The organism is Rhizobium sp. TH135, assembly GCF_002855515.1.
In the GTDB taxonomy this organism is placed as follows: Bacteria; Pseudomonadota; Alphaproteobacteria; order Rhizobiales; family Rhizobiaceae; genus Allorhizobium.
The window spans coordinates 93,597-111,923 of record NZ_PKRP01000009.1 but is presented as its reverse complement, the minus strand read 5'-3'; the positions used below and the strand labels follow the sequence as shown (position 1 = coordinate 111,923).

Below are 18,327 nucleotides of genomic sequence, written 5' to 3'. Positions count from 1 at the left end.
CTGGAGGCTCACATGCGCAAGGCAACTTTGTTCGCCGGTCTCGTCGCCGGATTCAGCACATTGGCATTCAATGCCGCTCAGGCGGTGGAAATCGAATACTGGCAGTATGTCTTCGATACGCGCGTCAAGGCGATGGACCAGCTGATCGCCGAGTTTCAGAAGGCCAATCCCGACATCACCGTGAAACAGGTGACCTTTCCCTATGCCGATTACCAGACCCGCGTGATCGCAGCCAACATGTCGGGCAATGGCCCTGACGTGATGCAGCTGTTCTACGGCTGGCTCGACAAGTTTGCCGCCGGCGGCATCCTGCAGCCGCTTCCGACCGATGCCTTCCCGCATGACAAGATCGAGAGTGAATTTTTCCCGATCGTAACGGCGATGAAGCGTGGCGAGGACTATTACGGCCTGCCGACAGCGGTCCGTTCGCTCGCGCTCTTCTACAACAAGAAGCTGTTCACCGAAGCAGGCCTCGACCCGAACAACCCGCCCAAGACGCTTGACGAATACGTAGCTGCTGCTGAAAAGATTGCCCAGCGCGATGCCTCGGGCAACCTCACCGTGGCCGGCTCGACGCTCGACATGGGCGGGCAGGACCACCAGTGGTGGCGTGAAGTCCTGATCCGCCAATTCGGCGGCGAGCCTTATACCGATGGCGACACCAAGGTTGCCTATGACAGCGAGGCAGGCCTGAAGGCGCTGACCTTCTACACCAGCCTGCAGCTTGAAAAGAAGATCGGCCAGGCCGGCTTCATGGACGAGGGCCAGGCAGCTTTCCGCGGCGGCAAGGCCGGCATGACGATCGACGGCACCTTCCGCCTCGGCTCTTTCCTCACCATCAAGGACTTCGAATGGGGCGTCACCGAACTGCCCGCCAATGCAGACGGCGTCCGCTCCAACTATGCCAGCTACTTTGCAAATGGCATCAATGCCAAGACCACAGGTGAAGAGCTGGAAGCCTCGAAGAAGTTCCTGGCCTATATCACCTCCCCTGAAGCCATGGATATCTGGCTCAAGACGGTGGGTGAACTGCCTGCACGCCGCACCGCAGCGCTTACCGACGCCAACCTCAAGGATCCGATCTTCGGACCGTTCCTGAAGGGGCTGGAATACTCCCATACCACCAAGTTCGTGGATGAAGCCGCACAGCGCCAGAACGCCATCGACATGGTCAACCGGGTTCTCCTGGAAAACCAGCCGGTCGCCGAATCCCTGAAACAGGCGGCAGCGGCTGAGCAGGAAATCATCGACGCGGCCAAGCCCTGACATCGGAGCCGATCATGGCGGTGATTGAACAGCAAGGGGCGACCGCTGGTCGCCCCGGCGGCGGTGACCGCCTCTCCATGCAGACGAAACGGCTGCTCTGGGTCTGGGGCTTTCTGGCCCTGCCCATCCTTTTCTACGCGGTGATCCGTTTCTATCCGACCTTACAGGCCTTCTATCTGTCCTTCACCAACTGGGACCTGCTGCGGCCGGCCAAGCTCGTGGGGTTTGCCAACTACATCAAGCTGTTCAAGGACCCGCAATTCTGGAAGGTGTTCAAGAACACCTTCACCTACCTGATCATCGGCACGCCAATCAGCCTGCTGCTGGCCTTTGTCATCGCCTATTTCCTAGACCGCGTCCGCTTCATGCACAACTTCATCCGGGCGCTGTATTTCCTGCCCTTCCTCACCACAGCCGCCGCCATGGCCTGGGTCTGGCGGTGGTTCTATCAGCCGCCTCCGATCGGCGTGATCAACGACATCTTCGGCATGATCGGCATTCCCCAGCAACCCTTCATCCGCTCGACGGACCAGGCGCTGTTGTCGATCATGGTGACCGCGATCTGGGCGGGCCTCGGCTTCCAGATCATCATCTTCATGGCCGGCCTGCGCGCGATCCCGACGACCTTCTACGAAGCGGCCCGCATCGATGGTCTGGGCGAGTGGGCAATCCTTCGCAAGATCACGCTGCCGCTGCTCAAGCCGACCACGGTTTTCCTGGTTGTGTTCTCGTCGATCGGGTTCCTGCGCATCTTCGACCAGGTCTACAACATGACAACCAATGATCCCGGCGGACCGCTCGGATCGACCAAGCCGCTGGTGCTGATGATCTACCAGACGGCGTTCAATTCCTATGCCATGGGCTATGCAGCCGCGCAGACGGTGGTGCTGTTCGTCATCCTGATGATCGTGTCGCTGCTGCAACTCTTCATCCTGAGGGAAAAGAAATGAGCGAAGCGCCCGTTCTTCACCGCGCCGGCATTCGCCCCGGCCGCATCGTCGCCTGGACGCTGCTGTTCATTGGCGGCGTGATCATGATCTCGCCGCTCGCTTTCATGTTCTCCACTTCGCTGAAGACCGCGGACCAGGTCTACGACCTCAGGCTGATCCCCGCCGCTCCGACGCTTGCCAACTACATCGCGGTCCTTGCGGACGGGCGCTTCATGCGCTGGTTTCTCAATTCGACGCTCGTCGCGCTGGCCGTGACGGTGTCGAACTGCTTCTTCGACAGCCTTGTCGGCTACACGCTTGCCAAATTCCAGTTTCGCGGACGGCAGTTCATCTTCATCGCCATCCTCTCGACGCTGATGATTCCGACGGAAATGCTTGTCATCCCGTGGTACCTGATGTCGAGCCAGCTCGGCTGGCTGGACAGCTATTGGGGCATCATGTTTCCGGGCATGATGACCGCCTTCGGCACGTTCCTGATGAAGCAGTTCTTCGAAACGGTACCCAACGATTTCATCGAGGCGGCACGGGTCGACGGGCTCAACGAATTCCAGATCTGGTGGAAAGTGGCGATGCCGCTGGTCACCCCGGCCCTGTCGGCGCTGGCCATCTTCACCTTCCTCGGCAACTGGACGGCCTTCTTCTGGCCCCTCATCGTCACCACCAGCAAGGAACTCTACACCCTGCCGGTCGGGCTTTCGAGCTTCGCGGTGGAGCAATCGATCCAGTGGGAAATGATCATGACGGGGGCCGCCATCGCCACCCTGCCGACGCTTCTCGTGTTCCTCGTCCTGCAACGCTACATCGTTCGCGGTGTCATGCTTGCCGGCCTGAAAGGATAAGACCATGGCGGACATGAACCCGCGACTTTCCGATACCAGCCACTTTCCCGATCCGGTCTACAAGGAAACCGTGCTGCGCCCGCTGTTCGACGGTGCCAAGGGGCACCATGTCGAGGCGTTCCGCCGCATCGACCGCGCGCATCTGGTCATGCTCGTCGAAACAGGCATTCTGGACCGCGACACCGCTGGACGGATTGCCGGCGCGCTGGAGGCAATCGATGCCGAGATCGATCCGTCGACCCTCGTCTATACCGGCGAGGTAGAAGACTTCTTCTTCCTGATTGAGAGGGAATTGAAGGCGCGCATCGGCGTCGACATCGCCGGCCGCCTGCACACGGCCCGCTCCCGCAACGACATCGACCACACCCTGTTCAAGCTGGGCCTGAAGGAGCGCATCGATGCGCTGATGGTCAAGGCACGGGCGCTTCTGGCCGTCATGATCGACGCTGCCGATCGCCAGCAGGCTACCCTCATCGTTGCCTACACCCACGGGCAGCCGGCCCAGCCCTCGACCTTCGGCCACTATCTTTCTGCCGCGATTGAAGTCCTGATCCGGGACATCGAACGCTTTGCCGAAGCGCGCCGGATCGTCGATCTGTCCTCGATGGGGGCGGCGGCGATCACCACTTCGGGCTTCCCGATAGACCGGGCCCGCGTGGCCGAACTGCTGGGCTTTTCGGCGGCGCAGCGCAATTCCTATTCCTGCATCGCGGCGGTGGACTATACGACATCGACCTACTCCGCCATCGAGCTGATGTTCCTGCATCTCGGTAGACTGATCCAGGACTTCCAGTTCTGGACGAGCTTCGAGGTGGGGCAGATCTATGTGCCCAATGCGCTGGTCCAGATCTCCTCGATCATGCCGCAAAAGCGCAACCCCGTGCCGATCGAGCATTTGCGGCATCTCGCCAGCCAGACATTCGGGCGCGCCCGTACTGTCATCGACGTGATGCACAACACGCCGTTTACCGACATGAACGACAGCGAGGGCGAAACCCAGGGTATGGGCTATGAGGCCTTCGTTTCCGCCTCACGGGTTCTGGACCTGCTGGCCGCCCTGATCGGCCAGATCAGCATCGATCCCGAACGGGTCGACCAGAACATCCGCCGCTCCTGCATCACCATTACGGAACTGGCGGATTCGCTGGTGCGCATCGAAGGCCTGTCTTTCCGCGAGGCCCACGAGATCGCAGCGACCACGGCCAAAAGCGTGGTTGCCGCCAAGGGCGATCTCCCCAATGACGGCTACGAGCCATTCCAAGATGCCTTCCAGCATTCGGTCGGGCGGGCGCCGTCTGTCGATGAGCAAAAGTTCCGGGACATCGTCTCGCCTGAACATTTCGTCGCCGTGCGCGACCGTTTCGGCGGGCCGGCACTGGCGCCGATGCAGGCAGCCCTTGCCGTGTACCGCGAGCGACTGGCCGCCTTTGAGGCGGAGGCTGAACAGGCGGCAGCAAGACAGGCAGCGGCTGCGACCGAACTTGAGCAGAAATTCACCGCGCTGACGGGAGCTCGTTGATGGCGACGATCAAACTTGAGAAACTGGTTAAGCGCTATGGCAAGGTCGAGGCGGTGCGCGGCATCGACCTGTCGATTGCCGACGGCGAATTCGTCGTCTTCGTCGGCCCGTCCGGATGCGGCAAGTCGACGACGCTGCGGATGATTGCGGGTCTCGAGGATATCTCGGGCGGCACTCTCAGGATTGGCAGCGAGGTCGTCAACGAGCGCGAACCGAAGCAGCGCAACATCGCAATGGTGTTCCAAAACTACGCGATCTACCCCCATCTGACGGTGCGGCAAAACATTGGGTTCGGCCTCTACACATCAAAGCTCGTCAGGGCGGAGAAGGACAAGCGGATCGAGGAAGCAGCCCGCATCCTTGGTCTGGAAACTTTCCTCGACCGCCGGCCGGCGGCCCTCTCCGGCGGCCAGCGCCAGCGCGTCGCCATCGGGCGCGCCATGGTGCGCGATCCCTCCGCTTTCCTGTTCGATGAGCCGCTGTCCAACCTCGACGCCCAGCTGCGCGCGCAGATGCGCATCGAGATCAAGCGGCTGCACCAGCGCCTGAAGACCACGACAGTCTACGTCACCCATGACCAGATCGAGGCGATGACCATGGCCGATCGGATCGTGGTGATGCGTGATGGCAAGATCCTGCAGGTCGGCACACCCTCTGAGCTCTACGAGAGCCCCGTGGATGTCTTCACCGCCCGCTTCATCGGCAGTCCGTCGATGAACCTGATTGCCGGTCGCCGGCAGGGCAATGCCGTTGAACTGGCGGAGACCGGAGACATCCTCGTGGGCATCCGGCCGCATGATCTGGTGGCGAAATCGGGCCAGGTGGGAAACGGCATGAAGGTCGTTGGTACCGTCATTGCCGTGGAGCCGCTAGGTCCCGAGACGCTGGTCCACCTGGATGTCGCGGGCACGCCGGTAATTGCCACGGCCCGCGACAAGTTCGTGCCGGCAGTAAACAGCACATTGACCTGCACCGCCGCCAACGGCAGCCTCTACCTGTTCGATACCGCGACAGAGAGGTTCCTGGGTCGGTCATGAGGACATATGCCGGAGAAAGAGCCGCCGTCCTGACCATCGGGCGGATCTACTGCGATCTCATTTTCACCGGACTGGACGAAATGCCGGTGCTTGGACGTGAACTCTTCGCCAACAGCATGGACATTGCCGCTGGCGGCGGCGCGTTCATTTCGGCCGCGCATTTCCACCATGCCGGACGCCACGTCGCCCTCGTTGCACGCCTGGGAACGGATCCGCTGTCCCTCCATGTCGGCCATCAGATGCGCGAAAGCGGCGTCGATCTTCGCTTCATCGAGCATGCGCCCGATGCGGGTCCGCAGGTCACTGTCGCAACGGTCGTCGCCCACGACCGGGCCTTCCTGACCCGACGCGCAGGCCCCGCCCTGCCCGCAACGCTTGCCGACGCCTTCGATTGGGCTGAGGCAGGACACCTGCATATCGCCGAATATGCAACACTGCACGAGATACCTGACCTCGTGGCTAGGGCCAAGGCAAACGGTCTCACGGTCTCGCTCGATCCCAGCTGGGATGCGAACTTGATCTACGATCCCGGCCTGCTGAAGGCCTGCGCCGGTGTGGACCTGTTTTTGCCGAACCAGGAGGAAGCGCAGGCGATCACCGGCAGCGCCGATGCGGAAACAGCCATCCGCTCCCTGATGCATGCCTTTCCCTGCGTCGCGCTGAAGGACGGCGCCAACGGGGCCTGGGCGACATCCGGCGGCTGTATCGTTCACGCGCCGGCCGAGCCCGTGCCGGTCGTCGACACCACTGGCGCCGGCGACGCCTTCAATGCCGGCTTCGTGGACGGGTGGCTGCGCTCCAGCCCTCTGGAAACCTGCCTTGCAATCGGCATCCGTGCCGGAAGCGTCGCCGTTGGAACAGCAGGCGGCGCAACGGGTTTCCGGCTCTCCAACGCTTAAGCCACAAGCAATCCTGTTTCGGCGCCGCGGGCATCGCCACATAGGCCTGCCGCCAGAATACTTTTCGTTCCACACTTTTCCATAAGCATCCGCGCCGCCGAAAAAGAACCTCTTGACTTCTCACTGAATAGATCTTGGCCGCACCGCTGCAGGAAAGCCTGTCGCTGGAGGCTACGGCCTTGTTCTGGGATCTGTGGCATATGCTCGGCGTTGTTTCCAACCGAATCGGCGATTGGGTGACGCTCGGCACATTTACCGATTCGGCTCTGTCGGTTGAGCTTTTTCCAGGCAGGGGACCATTTGGACCGCGACACGAGACAAGCTTCTTCATTGTGGCCTGCTGCCGGTTTTTCGGACACCGAGTTAAGCTAATCCCACCTTGTTTTCAAATTCCATCGGGCTGAGGTAGCCCAGTGTCGAATGGCGACGCTTTGGATTGTAGAAGCGCTCGATGTAATCGAACACGTCCGCCTTTGCATCGCCCCTGGTCCTGTAGACCTTGCGAGCTGTCCTTTCCGTTTTGAGTGATGAGAAGGAGCTTTCCATCGCGGCATTGTCGCAGACATTGCCGGATCGGCTCATCGAGCACGTGATGCCGTGATCGGCCATGAGACGCTGGAACTGCTCGCTCGTGTATTGGCTGCCTGGTCGGAATGGTGGAGAAGCGCATCCGGCTTGCCTCTGCGCCAGATGGCCATGATCAGAGCATCTGTGACGAGCTGGGCCGTCCTGTTGGCATTCATCGACCAGCCAACGACACAGCGCGAGAACAGGTCGATGACGGCAGCCACATAGAGCCATCCCTCAGCCGTCCACAGATATGTAAAATCGGCCACCCACTTCTGGTTCGGTCTTGCTGCCGCGAATTGTCGGTCTAGCACATTCGGCATGATGACAGGGCGCGCGCCTTCGTCTCTCGGCAAGCCTCGCCGTCTCGGGCTTGCTCTCAATGCATTGGCGCGCATGAGACGCTCGACACGATGCAGACCACAGGAGAGACCTTCGGCAAGGAGGTCGTCCCAGACACGCCGCGCGCCGTAGGTGCGGTCGCTATCCCTGAAGCTGTCCCTGATTTTGTCGAGCAGAGCCTCGTCATACTGGGCATGCTGGCTCGGAGATCGGTTTAACCAGGCATGAAAGCCGGAACGCGATACACCCAGCGCTTCGCAGAGCCATGCCACCCTTTGCCCGGCAGTCGATGCGGAGCAACGACGATAGGGGCCAGATCGAACGGTGCTTTGCAATGAACGCGAACTTCATATCACGTCCTTCGCAAAGTAGGCGGCGGCCTTTTTTAAGATGCCACGCTCCGCCTTCAGCTTGGCCACTTCTTTCTGAAGCCTCTCGATCTCAAGCTGCTCAGGCTTCATATGTCCCTGACCAGGAAAAGCCTGTGCTGGGTCCGAACCATATTCCCTGATCCACTTGCGCAGGACATTCTCATGAACATCCAGATCGCGGGATGCTTACGCAACGCCGACCCCACGCTCTCGAACCAATCTCACCGCCTCAAGCTTGTACTCGCGGCTGAACTTCCTTCGTTGCGTTCATGCACTCCAGTTTCATTGGAAGCACCTTAACTCGGTGTCCAAGAAACCGGCAGCAGGCCACTCTTCAATGACGACTCATAGTTCTTCCAGCGTCTTTGGGCGCGAGCGCAACAGTGATCGGGTCTTAGATAACTCCCCAGGCCCGAAACCTCCCCCTCCCCGTCATCTCCCTCAACCCCAGCTCCTGCACAATCCGCCGCGCGCCTTGCGGCGTCACCTCAAGTGTCTTTGCCACCATGCCCGCCGAGAGCAGCGGCCGCGCCATGACGAGCGCGACGAGTTCCGGAAGCCTGGACGACGTCCGACGTCCCTCCAGCTTTCGCTGCATCATCTCCCGCGCCAAGACCAGTCGATCATGCTCCTTGAGCCCCGCCTCCGCAGCAATTGTCAAAGCCTTCGCTATGGCCAGCAACCGCGTCTCACGATCACGATGCCGGCGCCGATCGACGGGGATGGCTTTGAGCCCCAGATTGATCGCCGCGAGATGTCCGCCGGTGGTGACGCCACCCTCACGAAGGATCGAGGCGGCCAGCAGCCGACCGAGCCAGGGCGCATGCTGGAGAACGGCAATCTCATTCCAGGCGTCGAGCGCCACGATCGCTTGGCAGACCGGTGGCAAATCCTGGGCCCGAGCCAGCACAGCTTGCCACTCCGCCAGCCGCTCGCCCTCATCCCAGTCGAGATCGTAGACGAAGGGGTCCTTTTCCGGAGCGCTTTTGGCGCGCCCCGGCTTCTTCGCCTCTTCGATAGTCGCCTCCGAGCGGGCAAGCACCGCATCGATTGCGGCAAACGCATCGCTCAGCCCATCATTGTCCGGATCCTCCACCTCACCTACTCCATCCCCAGTTTCTCTCACCTCGACACCCCTATCCGGCACCCCCTCCCCGTCTCCACCCAATGATGCCGCGGGCCACGCCCGCCCGCGGAGGGAGGCGAGGCCTTGAACCGAGAGCGCCCAAGCCGGTGGATGGGCGGCGATGCGACGGCGGGTTTTCAGGATGTCGCGGGCGATGGTGAGTTCATGGGTGGGAGCACGGATGTCCCGGAGAGCGTCATGCAGGACGAGATCTTCGAGATGGACAAGTTCCCCATCGACCCAGAGCGAGGCATGCGCGTCCAGGAAATGCGAGCGCTCCAGAAAGCCCTCGCCGACGGGAGAGCGCGCAATGCGCTCGTCGAGGCGGGCAAGCGCGACGGCGGCCTCGGAGATCGGCCTCAGCAGTACCTGGAGCAAATCCGGTGGCACCAGGGATTCCTGTTTGCGGTAATTCATGATTCACTCCCGTGATGACGAAGCGCCGCCTGCCCATGGCCGAGCATGCCGACACGCTCTCGCTGAAGGCGCTGCGCGAGCTCGTGACCGGCCTGGTGGAGCGTGCTGATCGGGCAGACGCCCGAATTGAGACGCTCGAAGCTGAACACCAAAGGCTTCGCGATGAGAACGATCAGCTCAGGCTCGAGAACACCCGGCTGAAGATCGACAATCAGCTTCTGCGTGACGAGATTGCGCGGCTTAAAAACCTGCCGCCCCGCCCACCCTTCAGACCGTCGGGGATGGAAAAGGCAACGGGTGACAAGCCGCTCTCGGCCAAGAATCCGGCGCTCCGGCCGCGAGGGCCGAAGAACGACACGAAGCGGGTGACCCGTGAAGAGGTGCTGCCGGCCAGTGTGCCGGACGGATCGCGCTTTAAGGGCTACAAGGACTGCTTTGTCCGGGATCTGGTGCTCAAGGTCGAGGTGGTTCGTTACCGGCGGGAGTGCTGGGTGACGCCAGAGGGGGAGACCATCACAGCACAGCTGCCTGCGGGGATAAGAGGTGGCTTTGGACCCAATCTGCGGCGGTTTTGTCTGATGCTTTATGCGCATGGGCAGGTCACGACGCAGCGAATGACGACGTTGCTCAACGACGTTGGCGTCGAAATATCGAAGCGCCAGGTGGTGCGGTTCCTGACAGAGAGGCTGGATGGTTTCCACGCCGAGGATGCGGCCGTGCTGCATGCCGGCCTCGTCTCGGCGCCCTATGTCACGGTCGACGACACCGGTGCCCGTCACGCCAACCGCAATTTCCATACGACGCATATTGGCGGCGAGCATTTCACCGCCTTCCGCACGGCGTCCTCGAAGTCGCGGCTGAACTTCCTCGCCCTCTTGCGCGGCAACTATCAGGACTATGTTCTCAACGACGCCGCTTTCGCGCTGCTGGACGACCGGCAGGTCGACCCTGCCCTTACTGCCCGGTTGAACACCCATGAACCGCTGCGGTTTGCCAACCGGGTGCCCTTCCTCCAGCACCTCGCTGAACATGGCATCGACATCTTCGACACGGAGACGCTTCGGCCATTCGCAGAGGCCGGCATATGGGGCGCCATCCGCCATCATGGCCTGGTCGGAAACGCGGTGATCGTCTCCGACGATGCCGGGCAGTTTCGGGTCGGCACCCACGCGCTGTGTTGGGTGCATGCAGAACGGCTGCTGCAGAAACTGATGCCGGCCACGCCCGGCCAGGTGAAGCACGTCGAAACCCTGCGCGAGCTCATCTGGCACTTTTACAAGGCTCTGAAGGCGTATCGACGAAGGCCTGACCCGGTTATGGCCAAGGGCCTGCAGACTCGCTTCGATCGGATTTTCTCGATCCGCACCGGCTATGGCGATCTCGACAAATTGCTGTTTCGGCTGAGGCGTCGCAAGCCGGAGCTGCTCAGGGTTCTGGAGCGGCCAGAGATCCCGCTTCACACCAATGCGTCGGAGCGAGATCTGCGCGGCTTTGTCATCAAGCGGAAGATTTCCGGGGGCACGGTGAGCCGCAACGGACGCCAAGCGCGCGACAGCATGCTGGGCCTCTCGAAGACCTGCCAGAAGCTTGGCTTGTCGTTCTGGCACTACCTCGGCGATCGGCTGGGGATCAGCGACAAAGATCATCCTATTGCCCCGCTCGCTTCCCTGGTTGCGGCCCGTCTCTGACGACCACCCTGCCCTCTCAGCAGCCGATCCTGCCAGCCCGCACAAGCCCCCGAAACTGCAGATTTTCTCGGCGTTGCCACCGGATTAGCCCCGCTTACCCTCAGCAGGCTCTGCATGGGCAATTTCGTGAGATCGTAAGACATTGAATTTATGGTAAATGATTCGGTAAGAGAAAGCTATATGCGCATTACGGTTCCGTACATCGCATAAATGAGGCTGGGGTTCCTGACCTACGATAAGTAACCCTTATCGGGGGTGAGTTAGTCAGCCCATTGACCAACCCTGGCATGGTGTCTATTTTACATAGAAATTGCGAGGACGAATAACGAAGGAACTGTCATGACTGTTACCGTCAAGGTCGCCGAGGCCAAAACGCATCTGTCAGAACTGCTGGCACGCGTCGAGGCCGGCGAGGACTTCATCATCGCCCGTGGCAATGACCCGGTAGCGCGCCTGGTGGCCATGGACGAACGGCGTCAGCGAACGGCCGCGATCGAAGCCGTGCGGGCGCTGCGCGCTCAGGCCAAGCCCGTCACCCATCAAGAAATCCAGGAATGGAAGCAGGAAGCCCGACGCTAGTGGCTTTTGTCGTTGATGCCTCGATCGCTGGCGCGTGGCTGCTGCCGGACGAAGAAAACACAACCGCCGAACTAGCAATGGCCCGCATGAGAGAGGAAGACGCGGTCGCGCCGGATCTGCTTCGCCATGAGATTCGCAGCATACTCCTGAGCGCCGAAAAGCGAGAGCGGATCTCGGCTGATTTTGTTCATTCGGCGCTGGCGCGGTTCCGCGGCCTACCACTGCACCTGAGTGGCGCCGGCGACGACACGGAGGTGGTGCGTTTGTCCCGGAAATACCGTCTCAGTGCGTACAATGCCGCCTACCTCGCTCTAGCACTTCTCGAACAGCTCCCTCTTGCCACACTCGACCGTCGACTGGCGGAAGCTGCCCGCGCAGAAGGTGTGGCGGTGTTTGGATTGCCTGAGCATGAGCATTGATCGCCCTACTGAGCTCGCGGCGCGAGTAGCGACACTCGACACGATTGCCGCCGTTCTACCCATGGACCGACGGGATGAGCTGGCGGAATTGCTGACCGATCAGGACGTCGAGACCCTACGCCATCTCGTAAACGAGGGCATGGGTGCCAACACGCTACGCGCGCTGAGCTCCGATCTTGCTTACCTGCAGGCTTGGTCGCTTGCGGCGACAGGACGCTCGCTTCCCTGGCCAGCACCCGAAGCGCTCCTTCTCAAATTCGTTGCGCACCACCTGTGGAACGCTGAGAAGCGTCTGACGGATCCGGATCACGGCATGCCAGCTGACGTCGAGCAGAAGCTCCGCATTCAAGGATTACTTCGGTCGCCCGGCCCGCATGCGCCTGACACCGTGCGCCGGCGCCTTGCCACCTGGTCGACCCTGACGAAATGGCGCGGGCTGGACGGTTTTTTCGGTTCTCCTGCGCTCAAGTCCGCAATCCGCTTGGCCGTGCGTGCGACGCTGCGGCCAAGAAAACGGAAAAGCGCCAAGGCCGTCACAGGGGATATTCTCTCCAGACTGCTCGCAACCTGCACGACGGGAAGCCTGCGTGATGTCAGAGACAGTGCGATCCTGATGGTCGCCTTTGCCTCGGGCGGCCGTCGCCGCAGCGAAATCGCCGGCCTCAGGATCGAACAGCTGCAACCGGAAGAGCCGATCCAGATTGACGGGGCTCCTCCCCTACTATCTCTTTCTATTCAACTCGGGCGCACCAAAACCAGCGGCGCCGACAGTGATGAAGTCGTCTACCTCAGCGGTCGACCGGTGGAGGCGCTAAACTCGTGGCTTGCGGCTGCAAAAATCGACAAGGGCAGTGTTTTCAGGGCGATTGATCGGTGGGGCAATGTGTCTCGCCGGCCGCTGGACCCGAAGGCCATCAATGATATCGTTAAGCAGCGGGCGGAACTGGCCGGGCTCGATCCGACGGAGTTTTCTGCACATGGGTTGCGCTCCGGTTATCTAACCGAAGCGGCCAATCGCGGCATTCCCCTCCCCGAAGCCATGGAGCAATCTCGGCATAGATCCGTTCAACAGGCGTCGGCCTATTACAATGATGCTCAGCGACGCAGCGGACGCGCCGCGCGGCTCCTTGGATGAAGCACACAGGGACAATAGCTAGTTCGCGCTGCCAATCGCGATCATACAAATCGTGACTTCTGCTGATGTTGATCCCAGAATTTCCCTGGAAGGCACCCTTCTACTTAATCTTTTGGCCGATTGCCTATAAGAACAGCATTCTCAATCAGATTAATTCATGTTTAACGGACGTGCGTTAAATGTGACATGTCAATTTAGGGGGGGGCTCCTACAGCATCGATGCACGTTGGTCGCGGCCATATGGCTCTGCGATGAGCCAAGACTGTGGCTGTAAGAACCCGATTCCCGCATCACTCGGAGTCGCCATGTCACGTTTCCGCATCTCCACCAGGCTCTATCTGCTGGTTGGATTATCACTGCTCGTGGTCAGTCTGGCTATGGCAGTCACGCTGTCGACAACCGCTGACCAATTGCTCGAAGAGCGCAAAGATCTTCTGCGAACAGTCGATGAAGTCGCCCTCTCAATCGTCCAGAAACGGCTTAACGACGCGAAAAATGGATCGCTTTCGGAAGACGAAGCACGCGAAGCAGCCTTAGCTGAACTCGCTGCGGTTCGCTACGGAGAGAGCGGTTACCTGTGGGTAAATGACCTTCAGCAAGTTGTTTTGATGCATCCCATAAAGCCTGAGCTTAATGGGAAAGATGTCACGGACATGAAAGACCCCGACGGCAAAGCCCTTTGGGTTGAATTCGTCAATGTCGCAAAAGCTGAAAAGAGCGGTTTTGTCGAGTATCGTTGGCCGAAACCGGGCATAGATGAACCTGTTCGCAAACTCTCGCACGTCGCTCTGTTTGAACCTTGGGGGTGGGTGATCGGCAACGGTGTCTACGTTGACGATCTGGAAGCCAAGATTTGGGCGAGTGCTGAGAAGACCGCAGCAGTTGCAGCTGCAGGCTGCCTGTTCATGATCATCGGCGCGCTGTCGATCATTCGTTCGGTTACCCGCCCCATCCGGCGCCTGCAAATGGCGATGAACAGGATTGCTGCCGAGGATTTCGCAGCTGACGTGCCGGACGTAAACCGTGGAGACGAGGTCGGAGACATGGCAAGAACGCTTGTTTCACTCCGTGACTCCGTCAATGACAAAGTTCAGGATCGCCTTGCTGCTGCCGAACAACAACGCCAGACAATCGATAACGAACGAGCAGAGTCGCAGCGCTCCCAGGAACAGCATGCGCAAAATCTTAGCGTGGTCGTGCGAGAGCTCGGTGCAGGATTGAAGCGGCTCGCCGACTGCAATATTCGCATTACGATTGACGAGAAGTTCCCGGCTGACTTCGAGCCTCTCCGCCACGACTTCAACAACTCGATCGCCACCTTCCAGGCCACACTCGAGCAGGTACTTCAGCAGACTCACGCGCTCCAGAACAACGGGCAAGAAATGCGCGAGGCATCTGACAATCTGGCAAAACGGACAGAGCAGCAGGCTGCGGCACTCGAACAAACTTCTGCGGCCCTGGAACAAGTGTCCTCAACCGTTAAACTGTCATCATCGCGCATGCAGGATACAAGCAAGCTGGTTGTCGACGCGAAGGCTTGTGCATCGGCCTCTGGAGCAATCGTCCGCGACGCCGTCGAAGCGATGGGCCGCATTCAGGCCGCTTCAGACGAAATCACCCAGATCATTGGCGTAATCGATCAGATTGCTTTCCAGACGAACCTTCTTGCGCTCAATGCCGGCGTAGAGGCCGCTCGAGCTGGTGATGCCGGTAAAGGTTTCGCGGTTGTAGCCCAGGAAGTGCGCGAGCTGGCTCAGCGTTCGGCCGTCGCGGCCCGAGAGATCAAGGAGCTGATCGGTAAATCAGCGGAAGAAGTCGCGTCCGGTGTCCGACTCGTGAATGAAACTGGTACGGCTCTGGGTTCAATTGAGGAGTTCGTTTCTGAAATCAACAGCAACGTTGATGCCATTGCGACTGCAGCTGCCGAACAGGCGCTGGGACTGAGCCAGATCAGCGCTGCAGTCAGCAGTATCGACCAGATGACGCAACAGAATGCTGCGATGGTTGAAGAAACGACAGCCGTTAGCCACACGCTGGCCGAGGGATCCAATTTGCTGGCCCATCTGGTGAACCGCTTCAAATTGAATAGAAGGGCCACCATCCGAGAAGGGGACCAGATCGTCGAACACAGGAATTCAGGCGTCTTAGGTCTGCGTGCCGCTTAGACAAGCAACGATGGGGCCGACATCTAGAGCATGTCGGCCCATCAAGCGGCCCTGATTCCCGAAAACTTTCCTTCGGACTGAAAGGAATTGCTCAAGATGCGGAGCAGGTGCCGCCGCATTCTCGATTAGATTCGGTCGAAACTCCCGACAGCGCAATCCTCATGCATTCGCGATGTTTTAATCAGCGACTGCTAAAGCTGGAAGCCGGTCGTTTAGTCGGCAAATCGTCACTGGATCGCAGTTGTAAGTCAGCGTTTTCTGCGTGTCGCAATTGGGTTCGCAAGACCCGCTCTCGTTTCGGCAAGGTGGCCTAGGGACCTTGCTTGGCTACCATCTTATCAATCGTAAAGATCTTAAACAGATACCGAGCGCCAAATGGAAACAGCAATGCGACCTTACCCGATCGCAGCGAACGAAGGCGAGCGTCTTTCGGCACTAAGAGAACTATCGCTGCCCAAGACGGGCGCTGATGCCTCACTTGATACTCTCTGTCGCACAGCGCAGGAGCTTTTTGCCGTACCCGTGGCGCTTATTTCCCTCGTTGAAGACGACCACCAGTGGTTCAAGTCAAATTGCGGCCTCTCCCTCAATCAGACATCCAGGGAGGTATCGTTTTGTGCTCATGCCATACAGCAAGATGAAGTTTTCGTAGTATCCGATGCCACCACCGACGACCGCTTTTGCGCAAATCCTCTGGTGAAAGGTGATCCTTTTATTCGGTTCTACGCCGGCGCGCCGATCTCGCTGACGCCTGGCATTAACGTCGGCACACTTTGCATCATAGACCGGGTTACCCGATCATTCTCCGACAGCGACCGGGAAAAACTTGCGAGCCTGGCTCAGGTAGTAGCCGCGCTCTTGCAACTGACAAAGGTTCAAAGCCAACTGAGTGGAGAGAATCGTCGGAAATCAGCGATTTTTGAGAAGGCCACTGCGGGACTGGTCATACATGATGAGCATGGAGGGACCCTCGACTGCAACACTAAGGCCGCTCATATCTTGGGTCTGACGGTGGAGCAGGTCCTGGGGCGCAGCGCGGTCGACCCGGGCTGGGCATTGATCGATGAGCATGAGGTGCCTTTACCTGCCAATGAAACGCCAGCGATGCGGGCTCTCTCTGGGCCAACTACTGTCCGAGGCCAGGTTGTCGGCATCAAAACACAGGGACACGAGACGCGCTGGCTTCGCGCTGACGCACAGGTCTTCACAGTAGAAGCTGGAGAGAAGCAAGTCCTCGTCAGTTTTATCGATGTTACCGATGAAGAAACCGCACGACGAGAAGCCGCCACAGCGCGAGAGATGATGGCGACCATCATTGAGACTATCCCGGACGCCATCGCTGCTTACGATCAGAACGACCGATTGCTGCTCTGCAACGCCGCGTATCGCGATTACTATTCCGCCTCAGCACCCGCAATCAAAATCGGCGAGCGCTTCGAAGATATCCTGCGCTATGGTTTAAAGGCAGGGCAATATAGGGATGCCGGAAACACGCACGCCAGCCACGAGGTGTGGCTTAGTACACGACTGAAGCGCCATCGTAATCCTAACCGTGACACGATGATACAGCACCTGGATGATGGGCGTTGGCTTCAGGTCCGTGAGAGAAAATCTCCTTCCGGCATAATAGTCGGCGTGCGCACTGACATCACGGCTGTGAAGAAAGCTGAGGAGAAGGTCCGCCTTCTCGCGGACAGAGACCCACTCACGGGGCTGCTCAATCGCAGGTCTTTCATGCGCCAGCTCCAGAACGCTGTTAACGGGCGCCGACCTGAAGATGGATTGGGCGCTATCGCAATTGTGGACCTTGATCATTTCAAGGACCTCAATGATACCCTGGGACACGATAGCGGAGATCAATTTCTGCAGGAGCTTTCTCGTCGTCTCCAGGAGGGTGTGCGCCCCCTTGATAAAGTTGCCCGATTGGGAGGAGACGAGTTTGCTTTGCTACTCCCGGGCCTCGCAGATCGTGACCTTGCCCTCCAGGTTGTCCAGCGGCTCATGAAAACTGTGACTTGCCCAGTACAAGTTTCGGGCAAGATAATCGAACCGCAGATGTCCATAGGGGTGGTGAGCTATCCTGCAGACGGCACAGAAGTGTTTGAGCTTCTGAAGAACGCCGACATCGCCATGTACGAATCTAAAAAAGCAGGCCGCAATCGCGTTACCGTATTCGATCAAGTTCACAGGCAAGCTGTCTCACGTCGCAGCTATATCGCTGAGCGACTGCGCCAGGCCCTTCGTAGCGATGAGCTGGAGGTGGCGCTACAGGCACAAGTCGATATGAAAACGGCTCAGCATGTCGGATTTGAAGCCCTTGCGCGTTGGGATTTGAACGGCGTGCCGATATCGGCATCCGAATTTGTTGCAATCGCCGACGAGTTCGAGATGGGTTCAGAGCTTGATCTGCAGATCATGCGAAAGAGTCTGCTGGCAATCAGGGTGCTCAAGGACCGTGGCCTAACCACCGGCTCCGTAGCCGTGAATATGGGTGCACGATTGTTGCGGAACCCGCAGTTGCCGACAATTGTGAACTCAGCGCTAACCGAAGCGCATGTGTCTCCGCACTTTCTGGAGCTAGAGATCACCGAGGGAGTGATGATGGAACGGGGGCACGAGATGATCAAGACCAATCTCGACGCGCTGAGAGACGAAGGCATTTCCATCGCACTCGACGATTTTGGAACTGGTTATGCATCACTCACCCATTTAACACGTTTCAAGGTTGACAAGATCAAGATCGACAAGAGCTTCGTGGCAGATGTTGCAACATCAAGCGGCGGCGATGCGATAGTTCGAACTCTTGTTCTTCTTGCCAAGTCCCTGGGCATAAGAACCGTGGCCGAGGGAGTGGAGACCAACGAACAACATCGTGCGCTGACTGCTTACGGCTGCGACGTCGGACAGGGATACCTCTTCCACCGTCCGCAGCATCAAATCGAAGACGTGGCGCGATACCTTGAACAGTTTTCGTGAGTTTGTATTTGCAGCCGGGTGACAGGCGGCCT

At 59.4% G+C, this 18,327-nt stretch carries 13 protein-coding genes and 1 pseudogene; 12 read left to right on the top strand and 2 right to left on the bottom strand.

Annotated features, from left to right (window positions below):
- Positions 1–12: 12 nt before the first annotated feature.
- From C0V73_RS22465 to C0V73_RS22440, 6 genes are read left to right on the top strand one after another with little or no spacing between them, the layout of a single operon-like run.
- Positions 13–1,266 (top strand): extracellular solute-binding protein, encoded by a 1,254-nt coding sequence (locus tag C0V73_RS22465; RefSeq protein ID WP_172450275.1) that lies wholly within the window; start codon positions 13–15, stop codon positions 1,264–1,266.
- 14 nt (positions 1,267–1,280) lie between these two features.
- Positions 1,281–2,216 (top strand): sugar ABC transporter permease, encoded by a 936-nt coding sequence (locus C0V73_RS22460; RefSeq protein WP_102022242.1) that lies wholly within the window; start codon positions 1,281–1,283, stop codon positions 2,214–2,216.
- Complete coding sequence (locus tag C0V73_RS22455) at positions 2,213–3,055, top strand: carbohydrate ABC transporter permease (RefSeq protein ID WP_102022241.1); 843 nt, start codon at positions 2,213–2,215, stop codon at positions 3,053–3,055. The genes C0V73_RS22460 and C0V73_RS22455 overlap by 4 nt, the downstream gene beginning before the upstream one ends.
- Positions 3,056–3,059: 4 nt before the next feature.
- Positions 3,060–4,574, top strand: a complete 1,515-nt coding sequence (gene argH, locus C0V73_RS22450; protein ID WP_102022240.1) for an argininosuccinate lyase — start codon at positions 3,060–3,062, stop codon at positions 4,572–4,574.
- Positions 4,574–5,611 (top strand): sn-glycerol-3-phosphate ABC transporter ATP-binding protein UgpC, encoded by a 1,038-nt coding sequence (gene ugpC, locus C0V73_RS22445; RefSeq protein WP_102022239.1) that lies wholly within the window; start codon positions 4,574–4,576, stop codon positions 5,609–5,611. Before argH ends, ugpC begins: the two co-directional genes overlap by 1 nt.
- A complete protein-coding gene (locus C0V73_RS22440) occupies positions 5,608–6,510 on the top strand; it encodes a carbohydrate kinase family protein (RefSeq protein WP_102022238.1) in 903 nt (300 codons plus the stop codon). The genes ugpC and C0V73_RS22440 overlap by 4 nt, the downstream gene beginning before the upstream one ends.
- Before the next feature lie 363 nt (positions 6,511–6,873).
- Here the strand turns inward: C0V73_RS22440 and C0V73_RS22435 are convergent.
- Both C0V73_RS22435 and C0V73_RS22430 read right to left on the bottom strand, forming a co-directional pair.
- Positions 6,874–8,015 (bottom strand): annotated as a pseudogene (locus tag C0V73_RS22435) (IS3 family transposase).
- A 169-nt stretch (positions 8,016–8,184) separates the two neighbouring features.
- Positions 8,185–9,333 carry an RHE_PE00001 family protein gene (locus C0V73_RS22430; protein ID WP_102022237.1) on the bottom strand — a complete coding sequence of 383 codons (1,149 nt, stop codon included), beginning with the start codon at positions 9,331–9,333 and terminating at the stop codon, positions 8,185–8,187.
- A gap of 14 nt (positions 9,334–9,347) precedes the next feature.
- On the opposite strand from C0V73_RS22430, the gene C0V73_RS22425 reads away from it, so the two are divergent.
- The 6 genes from C0V73_RS22425 to C0V73_RS22400 all read left to right on the top strand — a co-directional run bounded on the left by C0V73_RS22425 (position 9,348) and on the right by C0V73_RS22400 (position 18,295).
- The gene (locus C0V73_RS22425) at positions 9,348–11,021 is read left to right on the top strand and encodes a transposase (protein ID WP_102022236.1); all 1,674 of its coding nucleotides are present in this window, start codon (positions 9,348–9,350) and stop codon (positions 11,019–11,021) included.
- Positions 11,022–11,360: 339 nt separating this feature from the next.
- Positions 11,361–11,600, top strand: a complete 240-nt coding sequence (locus C0V73_RS22420) for a type II toxin-antitoxin system prevent-host-death family antitoxin (protein ID WP_102022235.1) — start codon at positions 11,361–11,363, stop codon at positions 11,598–11,600.
- Positions 11,600–12,019, top strand: a complete 420-nt coding sequence (locus C0V73_RS22415) for a type II toxin-antitoxin system VapC family toxin (protein ID WP_102022234.1) — start codon at positions 11,600–11,602, stop codon at positions 12,017–12,019. Before C0V73_RS22420 ends, C0V73_RS22415 begins: the two co-directional genes overlap by 1 nt.
- Complete coding sequence (locus C0V73_RS22410) at positions 12,009–13,154, top strand: site-specific integrase (RefSeq protein WP_102022233.1); 1,146 nt, start codon at positions 12,009–12,011, stop codon at positions 13,152–13,154. The genes C0V73_RS22415 and C0V73_RS22410 overlap by 11 nt, the downstream gene beginning before the upstream one ends.
- A 305-nt stretch (positions 13,155–13,459) precedes the next feature.
- Entirely contained in the window at positions 13,460–15,319 is a 1,860-nt protein-coding gene (locus C0V73_RS22405; RefSeq protein WP_102022232.1) for a methyl-accepting chemotaxis protein, read from the top strand.
- 375 nt (positions 15,320–15,694) lie between these two features.
- The gene (locus tag C0V73_RS22400) at positions 15,695–18,295 is read left to right on the top strand and encodes an EAL domain-containing protein (RefSeq protein ID WP_102022231.1); all 2,601 of its coding nucleotides are present in this window, start codon (positions 15,695–15,697) and stop codon (positions 18,293–18,295) included.
- Positions 18,296–18,327 lie beyond the last annotated feature (32 nt).